Below are 10,223 nucleotides of genomic sequence, written 5' to 3' on the forward strand. Positions count from 1 at the left end.
GGCAATTCAACGATACGCGCAACGCCAGCCCGGGTATTTTTGGCTGGCTCCAACTCCCCATGCAAAACGGTACTTTACTGGCTGCCATCGACCTCGGCTCTAACAGCTTCCGCCTCGAAATTGGCCGCTTTCACTCGGGCCATATCGAGCGCATTGAATACATCAAGGAAACCGTGCGCCAGGGCAACGGCCTGGATGAAAACAAAAACCTGAGCCTGGCCGCCATGGAGCGGGGCTGGGAATGCCTGGCCCGCTTTGGCGAGCGTCTGCACGGCTTCAAAAAGCAACAGGTGCGGGCAGTAGCCACACAAACCCTGCGCGAAGCCAAAAACCGCGACGAATTCCTGCACAAAGCCCAGACGATTCTGGGTTTTGCGATTGAAGTGGTGTCGGGCCACGAAGAGGCGCGCCTGATTTACCAGGGTGTGTCGCGCCTGCTGCCCCAGTCGGACGAAAAACGGCTGGTGGTGGACATCGGTGGGCGGTCTACCGAAATGATTTTGGGCCAAGGCTACCAGGCCAACCACATGGAGTCCTACCGGCTGGGCAGCGTGGCCTGGTCCACCCGCTATTTCGCCAAAGGGCAGTTCACGCCGGCAGCGTTCAAAACCGCCGAAATCGCGGCCAAAGCCGTGCTCGACCAGGCGCTGGACAACTTCCCGCCCTCCGAATGGAGCGTGGCATACGGATCGTCCGGCACCGTGGGTGCTGTGGCCGACCTGCTGGCGGCCAACGGCTGGGCTTCGGGCGTCATCACGCGCTCTGGCCTCGACTGGCTGGTGGAGCGCCTGATCAAGGCGGGCCACATCGACCAATTCAAGGTGGAGGGCCTGAAGGAAGACCGCCGCCCGGTGCTCGGCGGTGGCGTGAGCGTGTTGCGCGCTATTTTTGACCTGTTCGACATCCAGCAAATGGTGCCCGCCCAAGGCGCCCTGCGCCACGGCGCGCTGTACGATCTGATCGACCGCGACACCGACGGCGGCGATGTGCGCGAGCGCACCGTGCGTTGGCTGGCCGCCCGCTTTTCTGCCGACGAAGCCCAGGCGCAGCGCGTGAGCACCGTGAGCACGGCGCTGTTTGCCCAGATTGCCGCGCTGGACGCACAAAACGAACGCTATTCACAAAAGCTGGCCTGGGCGGCGCGGCTGCACGAGATCGGCACCCACATTTCGCACGACCGGTCTTACCACCACGGCGCCTACATTCTGGACAACGTGGACGCGCCGGGGTTTTCGTTTTCCGAGCTGCACCGCATGAGCCAGCTGGTGTTGGGGCAGCGCGGCAAGCTGCGCAAGCTAGAACAAGAGCTGACCGACGAGCTGTTTGCCAAGCAGCTCATGAGCCTGCGCCTGGCCGTGCTGCTGTGCCATGCACGGCAAATGCCCGAGCACGAGTCGGTCAAGCTCACCTTCAAGCCGGGTGCCTTCAAGCTGTCCACCAACCCTGGCTGGGCCAAGCGCTACCCGCAGTCGGCCTGGCTGCTGGGCGAAGAGGTGCTGGCCTGGCAAAAAACCGCCTGGAAGTTCACCGCCGACCTCCGTTAACACGGCGCCATGGGAACGTGAGTCGATCACGTTGGTCACAGACCCAGGCCGTGGTGGCGCTGTGGCGCGGATTTGCCACAACGTCAGGAGCAAACCCGGCACGCCGCGGGCGTTGAGCGAGCGCCTCCTGGTGGTGCCACCCGACAGGAACGGCATGCCCAAGGCCCTCCGCACAGCTGTCACGATTTTGTCACGCCAATGAAATAAAGATATAAACCGTATACACGGTTTATAATTTTGCGCTCATCAACCAGCGGAGCGCCACATGGCCAACACCCCCAACAAGACCAACAGCAAGAAACCCAAGCTCGTTCGCGACAGCTTCACCATCCCCAAAGCCGAGTACGAGGTGATTGAAGACATGAAGGTGCGGGCGATTGCGCTGGGCACGTCGGTGAAGAAAAGCGAGTTGCTGCGCGCCGGCCTCAAGCTGCTGCAAAGCCTGAGCGACAGCGCCTACAAGGCCGCGCTGGCCGCTGTGCCCGCACTCAAAACGGGCCGCCCAGCCGCCGAAGCGCCTGCGCCTGAAGCGGCGAAGGCCACGAAAACCGTTGGCAAGCCCGCTGCCCGCAAGACCAGCGCTGCAGCCAAAGCACCCGTTAAAACGGCTGTCAAAAGCGCGGCCAAAGTGGCGGCCCAACCTGCCGCGAAATCGGCTGCTGCCAAGACTGCCGTGACGGCTGCGGCAAAAGCGCCGGTGAAATCCACAGTGAAAGCACCCGCAAAACCAGCGGCCAAACGCACAGTGCCCGCCAAAAAGGCCATCGCTGCGGCCCCAGCCCCAACCAAGGCGAACAAACCTGCGGCACCCAAAAAACCGGCGACACTGCCCGTTTCACCGGTTGCGGCCCAGCCGCTGGTGCAAGCGGCCCCGGCCGAAGTGCCAACCGCAGCATGAGCCCAAGCCAGCGCGGGTGGGGTGGTGCGCAGCGCCGCACCGTGGCGCTACAGCAGCTCGGGCGTTTGAACCGTGTAGAGCACGGTCTGCAGCGCGCCTCCGCGCTCGCGCTGGCGCAGCCACCAGATGGCCCCTTTTCGCACCGGGCAGTCTTCTTCGGCCAGCCCTAGCAGGCGGGCAATCACCTGCCCCAGGGTGGGCTGGTGGCCCACCACCACCACCGGTGTCTTGCCGTGGGGCCATTGCGCCAACGCCAGCAAGGCGAGCGGATCGCCCCCAGGAGCCAGCTCTTCACGCACTTTGTATTTGCGGTCCAGTGCCAGAGCGGTCTGTTCGGTGCGTTGCGCCGGGCTGGTCAGCACACGGGCCGCTGAGGGCAGCTGCCGGTCCAGCCAGGCGGCCATGCGCGCGGCTTGCTTTTCGCCCCGGGGTGTGAGCCGCCGGGCCAGGTCTTGCGGGTCGCCCTGCTGGCCCAGCACGGGGTCCGGGTGTTCAAAGGCTTCAGCGTGGCGCCACAGAATCAGGTCCATCTGCGTCCTTCGAAACGGTCAGCCTTTGCTGCCATAGCGTGCCATCAGCATGGCCTGCGCCGAGTGCAGCACAGCCCGAGCCTTGCCCGTGCCGGTCAGGCCTGCCGGCACATACGAGCCGTCGGGCTGCAGCAGCCAGGCGTCTTTGGTGTCGTGCAAGTAGGCGTTGATGCACTCGTCCATGACGCGGTGGCGCAACACAGGGTCGGTCACCGGCCAGGCCAGTTCCACCCGGCGCAGCATGTTGCGGTTCATCCAGTCGGCGCTGGAGAGCCACAGCTCTTCGGCTGCATCAACCCGGAAGTAGCACACGCGCGAATGCTCCAGCAAGCGCCCAATCACCGAGCGGATGCGCACGTTGTCGGTCACGCCGGGCACCTGGGCCGGCAAGATGCAGGCACCACGGACGATGAGGTCAATCTTGGCGCCCTGCTGGGAAGCATGGGCCAGCGCGCGGGCCAGGGGCTCGTCGGTCAGCGCGTTCATTTTCAAAACGATCCGAGCGTCTTTGCCGTCGCGCGCTGCAGCGCCCGCCGCCTCCAGTTTTTCCAGCATCGCTTTGTGCAGGTGAAAAGGGGCGATCAGCGCTTTGTTGAGCTTGGGCAGGCGGTTCTGACTGGCCAGGTGCAAAAATATTTGCTCCAGGTCGGCGGTCAGCGCGTCGTCCGCCGTGAGGTAGCTCATGTCGGTGTAGAGCCGCGCGGTGCCGGGGTTGTAATTGCCGGTTGAAATGTGGCCGTAGCGGCGCAGCCGGCCTTCTTCGCGTCGCGTCACCAGCAGCATCTTGGCGTGGGTTTTCAGGCCCACCACGCCGTACACCACCTGGGCCCCCACCGACTCCAGCCGCTCGGCGTAGTTGATGTTGGCTTCTTCGTCAAAGCGCGCCTTCAGCTCCACCACCGCCGTCACCTCTTTGCCCCGGCGCACGGCTTCGCGCAGCAGGTTCATCAGCTCGGACTTGGCGCCGGTGCGGTAAATGGTCTGCTTGATCGCCAGCACATTCGGGTCTTCTACCGCTTCGCGCAGAAAAGCCAGCACAGCGTCGAAGCTCTCGTAGGGCTGGTGGATCAGCACATCGCCCTGTTGCAAGCGTTCAAAGTACGACTGCCCCGGCGTGAGCTGAACGGGCCAGCCGCCGTGAAAGCTGTCAAAGCGCAGCGCTGGCGCGTCCACCTGGTCAATCAACTGGTTCAGCCGCACCAGGTTCACCGGGCCAGGGACGCGGTACAGCGCCTCAGCGGGCAAAGCAAACTGCGCCTGCAAGAAACTGGACAGGTATTCGGAACAACCGGCCGACACCTCCAGCCGCAAGGCCTCGCCGTAGTGGCGCTGCTGCAAGCCTTTGCGCAAGGCGGTGCGCAGGTTCTTCACCTCTTCTTCGTCCACCGCCAGATCGGAATGGCGGGTCACACGGAACTGCGAAAACTCGGTGACCTGGCGGCCCGGAAACAGGTCGGCCAGGTGCGAGCGGATCAGGCTCGAAATAGATACAAAGTGCGTCTGCTTGGAACCCTTGATGGGCGGCATGCGGAAAAAACGCGGCAAGATGCGCGGCACCTTGACGATGGCGATTTCGTTTTCGCGCCCAAAGGCGTCTTTGCCGGTCAGGCGCACGATGAAATTGAGCGACTTGTTGGCCACCTGGGGAAAGGGGTGCGCCGGGTCCAGGCCCACCGGCATCAGCAGCGGCTGCACCTCGCGCACGAAAAACGCTTTTACCCAACGGCGCTGGCGCGGGTTGCGCTCGCCATGCGCCACCAGCTTGATGCCCTTTTTCTCCAGCAAGGGCAGCAGTTCGTCGTTGTAGATGGCGTATTGCTGCGCCACCAGGGCGTGTACTTTGGCGGACACACGGTCGTGTGTTTCCACGGTGTACAGCCCACGCTGCTCGTTGGTTTTTCGAGCGGCGAGGTGAGGCGCCATGCGCACTTCGAAAAATTCGTCGAGGTTGCTGGAGACGATGCTCAGGTAGCGAAGCCGCTCCAGCAAGGGTACGTCTGCGCGTCGCGCCCAGTCCATGACCCTTTCGTTGAAGGCCAGGATGCTGTGGTCCCTGTCCAGAAAATGCAGGCGGTGGTTGTGGCTGTTGGCGCTCATGGTTCCCGTCGAATGGCACAGTCGCTGCTCGCCCCTCCGACAAACAGCGCTGGTGCGTCTATTTGACAATTATTCAACGGGCGGATGACAAGCGTGTGACAGTTTTACACGGTTCGGTGCTCTGCCGTTGGCGCAGCGCGGGTGGGGCGAAACCGCTGCAGCGGCTGTGCCTGGCGCGGCAGCCAGGCCAGCAACGCCACAAACCGCTCGGCCGCAGGGCGCCAGCCAAACACCACCGCGCGAGCGCGGGCCTGCTCGCGGTTGATCCGCAGGGCATCCGACCAGGCTTCGTGCAGGTCTTCGCGCAAGGCACCGGCACCGCTGTCGCCCACCACCTGCAAGGGGCCGTCCACCGGGTAGGCGGCAACGGGCAAGCCACTGGCCATGGCCTCCAGCATCACCAGACCAAACGTTTCGCTGCGGCTGGGAAACACCAGCACATCGGCCGCCGCGTACACATGGGCCAGTTCGTGGCGCGGCAAGGCGCCCAGCCAGTGCACGTTGGGATAGCGCTCGCGCAGGGCGGCTTCCTGAGGCCCCACACCGCAGACCACTTTGCTGCCGGGCAGATCCAGTTTCAGAAAGGCTTCGATGTTTTTTTCGGCTGCCACGCGGCCCACGCACAGGCTGACCGGTCTGGCCAAGTGCCCGAGCGACGGGTATTCGAACGCTTCGCGGGCAAACGCAAACAAACGCGTGTCCACGCCGTGTGACCATTCGCGCAGATTTTGAAAGCCCTTGGCCTCCAGCATGTGCAACACGCCGAGCGTAGGCACCATCACCGCGCTGCTGGGTCGGTGAAAGTGGCGCAACAGCGCATAGCTCCAGGACAAGGGAACGCCCATTGCACTGCGCAAAATGTCGGGGAACTTGGTGTGAAAAGCGGTGGTAAACGCCCGCTGGTGGCGCAAACAGTGGCGCCGCGCAGACCAGCCCAAGGGGCCTTCGGTGGCGATGTGGATGGCGTCGGCCTGGGCGGCGTCTATCAAGCGGCCCAGCCGGCTCCCGGGCCACAGGGCCAAACCCAGCCCTGCAAAACCGGGGCACGACCCAGTGCGAAATTGCCCGGGTTGAATCACCACCACCTCGTGGCCTTGCGTCTGCAATTCGCGCACCAGCTCCACCAGGGTGGTGACAACGCCGTTCAATTGCGGTTTCCAGGCATCTGTGATCAACAAAATCTTCATTTTTTGTCTCCCTCTTTTCCGTTGCAGGATCCGCGTGCAGCTGGTGGGCTTAGGCGCCCAGAAAGTGTTTGCGGTAGCGGCTGGGCAGGTCCGAAATGCGCATGATCATGGGCAGGTCGGCGGCGTTGAAATCTGGGTCCCAGGCCGGCGGCCCCATGACCTTGGCGCCCAAGCGCAGGTAGCCCTTGATGAGGGCGGGCGGCTCCACGTCGAGGGTGTCGTCCAGCTGCTCAATCGGCAAGGGCAGACGTGGCCGCACGTGGCAATCGATGGGTGCCAGGTGCGTTGCTTTGAGCTGGCGCCAGATGCTGGCCGCCGCATGACCACCGCCCACCATGCCGTGCGGGCCTTCGTGCTGCATGGGAATGCTGGCGCAGCCAATCATGGTGTCGAGCTGGTTGCGCTCCATGAACGCGGCCAGCGCGCCCCAAAGCGCCATGATGACGCCGCCGTGGCGGTGGTCGCGGTGCACGCAGCTGCGGCCCAGCTCCACCATGCGCTCGCGCACGTTGCGCAGGCGGGTCAGGTCAAATTCGGTGTCGCTGTAGGTGCTGCCCACGCGCTTGGCCTGGGCGGGCGTGAGCACGCGGTAGGTGCCGATCACCTGGTGGGTGGCGCTGTCGCGCACCAGCAGGTGTTCGCAAAAATCATCAAACAGGTCCACATCGTGGCCGGGTACCGCGTTGGACAAGATCGCGCCCATTTCACCGGCAAACACACTGTGGCGCAGCTTTTGGGCTTCACGCACCTCACCCAGGTGGCGGGCCCAGGAAACTTCGATGACCGCAGCGCCCGGCTCGACGGCCGTGGGTGCATTCAGCAGGGGCTTGGGCTTGAAGTCGGTGCGCGGCTGGTGCACGGCCCGCACCAGCGAGGCGGGCGACAAATCCAGCGTGGGCGTGGGTAATTCTTTCATCAGGAATGCTCCTCTGGTCTGTCACCACGTGGTGACAGAGCTGATTGTTGGAAGCAGGCATGACGCGTGCGTGTCAGCGGCATGACGAACGCGTGACGGTGGCCCGCCCGCCTGCGGGTCACGCTGCTGTCACACAAGCGGCGTAACTTGTTGCCCATTCAACAATGGAGTCACGGCAATGCATGTCAGCCCAACTGAAACCCTGATTCGCCGCATGGAACGCGACCTGCTGGACAGCTACGACGAGGAGCTGGAACTGGAAATTGAAGACCGCCACCTGACCGATGGGTGGGACGGCATCGACCACGCACAGAGCCCAGATGAGAAAGCACAACGGCTGGCCTACTTCCGCGAGTTGTTCCGGCTGCAGGGCGAGCTGGTGAAGCTGCAGGACTGGGTGGCCAACACCAAGGAAAAGGTGGTGATTTTGTTTGAGGGCCGTGACGCGGCCGGCAAAGGTGGCGTGATCAAGCGCATCACCCAGCGGCTCAATCCCCGCGTGTGCCGCGTGGTGGCGCTGCCCGCCCCCAACGACCGCGAGCGCACGCAGTGGTACTTTCAGCGTTATGCGGCGCACCTGCCGGCGGCGGGTGAAATGGTGCTGTTTGACCGCAGCTGGTACAACCGGGCTGGGGTGGAAAAGGTCATGGGGTTTTGCACCGACGACGAAGTCGAGGAGTTCTTTCGCTCGGTACCCGAGTTCGAACGCATGCTGGTGCGCTCGGGTATCCGGGTCATCAAATACTGGTTTTCGATCACGGACGACGAGCAACACCTGCGCTTTCTGGGGCGCATCCACGACCCGCTCAAACAGTGGAAGCTGAGCCCGATGGACCTGGAGTCGCGCCGGCGCTGGGAGGAATACACCAAGGCCAAAGAAACCATGATCGAGCGCACCCACATTGCCGAAGCGCCCTGGTGGGTTGTGCAGGCGGTGGACAAAAAGAAAGCCCGCCTGAACTGCATCCACCACCTGCTGGAACAGTTTGACTACACCGAGGTGGCGCGGCCCGAGGTGGTGCTGCCTGGCCGGGTGCGCAACCCCGACTACCTGAGACAGCCCGTACCCGATTCGATGGTGGTGCCTGAGCGGTACTGAGCGGGCCGATCCCCAAGTTTGCGCCAACGGGAGGTTTCCAATTGCTTCAACCTTTCTTTTATAGTTGAAATATGAAAACCACCACACACCAGGAAGACACCACCCTGCGCGCCCTGGCCGCGCTGTCCCAGGTGCAGCGCCTGCGGGCTTTTCGGGAACTGGTGGTGGCCGGGCCCGAAGGCATGACACCCGGTACCATCGCCGAGCGGATGGGCATGTCGCCCAGCGCCTTGTCGTTTCACCTAAAAGAACTGGCCCGCGCCGAACTGGTGAACGCTGAGCCGCGGGGTCGCCACCTCATTTACCGAGCGAACTTTGAGCGCATGAACGGCCTGCTGGGCTACCTGACCGAGCACTGCTGCGCCGAGGAGCCATGCGAAGTGGCGCCAACCTGCACCCGCAGCGTGTGTGGGGAGACCACATGAGCCTGGCCAACACACTCAACCTGGGCTGCGCCTGCCAGACGCTGGAGGCAAGCCGTTTGCGCGAGCAACTGGAAACCAGCCCCGCGCTGCAAGGCCTGACGGCCCAGCTGGCGCACACCCACCCGCACCTGTTTTCAGCCACTGCGGTGTTTCTGGACGCCGACGTGCGGGCCCAGATAGCCGACGCGGTGACCGCCTTGGAACGGGTGATCGCCCTGCCCGCCTGGCGAGCCCAGGCCCTGGCCCGGGCCCACCCGATTGCCCAGGCGGACTGGGGACCTGCGGGGGTGTTCATGGGCTACGACTTTCACCTGGCCAACCACGGCCCAAAACTCATCGAGATCAACAGCAACGCGGGCGGTGCCCTGCTGAACGCCGCGCTGGCCAGGGCACACCGGGCGTGCTGCGGCACCTCGCCAGCCGAACCCCAAGACACACCGCCAGCACTGGACACCTTGTTCAGCGACATGTTCCATTCAGAGTGGCAAGCGCAGCGCGGCAACGTGCCATTGCGCAACGTGTTGATCGTGGACGACGCGCCCGCTCAACAATACCTGGCGCCCGAATTTGAAATGGCCCGCGCGCTGATGGCGGCCCGTGGCTGCTTGGCCGTGGTGGCCGACCCGCGCGAACTGCAGTGGCACAGCGGCGCGCTCTGGCACCCTGCCCTGCCACCTGGCATGCCGGTGGATCTGGTCTACAACCGGCTCACCGACTTTTACCTGCAAGACCCAGGTCACGAAGCCTTGCAACACGCGTACCAGGCTGGTGCGGCCGTGGTCACGCCCAACCCGCGTACCCACGCCGTCTACGCCAACAAGCGCAACCTGATCGCCCTGTCAGATCCCACCCAACTCGAAGCCTGGGGCGTGCGTGCTGCCGACCGTGCCACGTTGCAGGCCGTGGTGCCGACCACGCAGGTGGTCACCACCAAAAACGCCGACGCCCTGTGGGCTCAGCGGCGGGCGCTGTTCTTCAAGCCCGCTGCCGGGTTTAGCGCCCGCGCAGCCTACCGTGGCGACAAGCTCACCCGGCGGGTGTGGGCCGACATTTTGGCGGGCGACTACGTGGCGCAAATCACCGTGCCACCCAGCGAACGCTTGGTACAGGTGGACGGTCAGCCCACCCGGCTCAAGCTCGACCTGCGCGCCTACACCTACCGCGGACAGATCCAGTTTCTGGCGGCCCGCACCTGGGCCGGCCAGACCACCAACTTCCGCACCGAAGGCGGCGGCTTTTCGCCAGTGGTGGTGCTGCCCAGCTTGCCGTTGAGCCTGGGCGGCACCAACCGGGTAATCGGCACCGCGTGACACCCGGGCCAAAAGGGCAAGGGCCGTCGCACGCCGGTCACACCGCACGGCAACAATTCAACAAGCTTTGAAGCCTTTTTCTCCCGTGCCGGTTCATTTCTCCCTTGCTGAGGATCCGACACATGAAAGTAGGCATCAACGGCATGGGCCGCATCGGCCGCCTGGCCCTGCGCGCCGCCTTCGGCGCAGCCGAGCGCGACAGCACCGACCCCCGCTC

At 64.1% G+C, this 10,223-nt stretch carries 9 protein-coding genes; 5 read left to right on the forward strand and 4 right to left on the reverse strand.

Annotation, left to right across the window (positions count from 1 at the left end; genetic code table 11):
• The first annotated feature begins 59 nt into the window (after positions 1–59).
• Positions 60–1,544: an exopolyphosphatase gene (ppx, locus tag ACTG4K_RS11650; protein WP_439114371.1), complete on the forward strand. Its 1,485-nt coding sequence runs from the start codon at positions 60–62 to the stop codon at positions 1,542–1,544.
• Between the two features lie 265 nt (positions 1,545–1,809).
• On the forward strand, positions 1,810–2,442 hold the full coding sequence (locus tag ACTG4K_RS11655) for a hypothetical protein (protein ID WP_439114372.1): 633 nt from the start codon (positions 1,810–1,812) through the stop codon (positions 2,440–2,442).
• A gap of 47 nt (positions 2,443–2,489) precedes the next feature.
• Here ACTG4K_RS11655 and ACTG4K_RS11660 read toward each other — a convergent pair whose 3' ends face one another.
• From ACTG4K_RS11660 to ACTG4K_RS11675, 4 genes are all read right to left on the reverse strand, one after another.
• Entirely contained in the window at positions 2,490–2,972 is a 483-nt protein-coding gene (locus tag ACTG4K_RS11660) for a SixA phosphatase family protein (RefSeq protein WP_439114373.1), read from the reverse strand.
• Between the two features lie 18 nt (positions 2,973–2,990).
• Complete coding sequence (gene ppk1 / locus ACTG4K_RS11665; protein ID WP_439114374.1) at positions 2,991–5,069, reverse strand: polyphosphate kinase 1; 2,079 nt, start codon at positions 5,067–5,069, stop codon at positions 2,991–2,993.
• Between the two features lie 104 nt (positions 5,070–5,173).
• On the reverse strand, positions 5,174–6,256 hold the full coding sequence (locus ACTG4K_RS11670; RefSeq protein ID WP_439114375.1) for a glycosyltransferase family 4 protein: 1,083 nt from the start codon (positions 6,254–6,256) through the stop codon (positions 5,174–5,176).
• Between the two features lie 49 nt (positions 6,257–6,305).
• Positions 6,306–7,172: a GNAT family N-acetyltransferase gene (locus ACTG4K_RS11675; protein ID WP_439114376.1), complete on the reverse strand. Its 867-nt coding sequence runs from the start codon at positions 7,170–7,172 to the stop codon at positions 6,306–6,308.
• A gap of 178 nt (positions 7,173–7,350) precedes the next feature.
• Here ACTG4K_RS11675 and ppk2 point away from each other — a divergent pair, with 178 nt between their 5' ends.
• The 3 genes from ppk2 (at position 7,351) to ACTG4K_RS11690 (ending at position 10,006) form a co-directional block, all read left to right on the forward strand.
• Positions 7,351–8,271, forward strand: a complete 921-nt coding sequence (gene ppk2 / locus ACTG4K_RS11680) for a polyphosphate kinase 2 (RefSeq protein WP_439114377.1) — start codon at positions 7,351–7,353, stop codon at positions 8,269–8,271.
• Positions 8,272–8,342: 71 nt separating this feature from the next.
• Positions 8,343–8,696 carry an ArsR/SmtB family transcription factor gene (locus ACTG4K_RS11685; protein WP_439114378.1) on the forward strand — a complete coding sequence of 118 codons (354 nt, stop codon included), beginning with the start codon at positions 8,343–8,345 and terminating at the stop codon, positions 8,694–8,696.
• Positions 8,693–10,006: a hypothetical protein gene (locus ACTG4K_RS11690; protein ID WP_439114379.1), complete on the forward strand. Its 1,314-nt coding sequence runs from the start codon at positions 8,693–8,695 to the stop codon at positions 10,004–10,006. The genes ACTG4K_RS11685 and ACTG4K_RS11690 overlap by 4 nt, the downstream gene beginning before the upstream one ends.
• Positions 10,007–10,223 lie beyond the last annotated feature (217 nt).

This window comes from Hydrogenophaga sp., from assembly GCF_965657535.1.
Taxonomy (GTDB): Bacteria; Pseudomonadota; Gammaproteobacteria; order Burkholderiales; family Burkholderiaceae_C; genus Hydrogenophaga.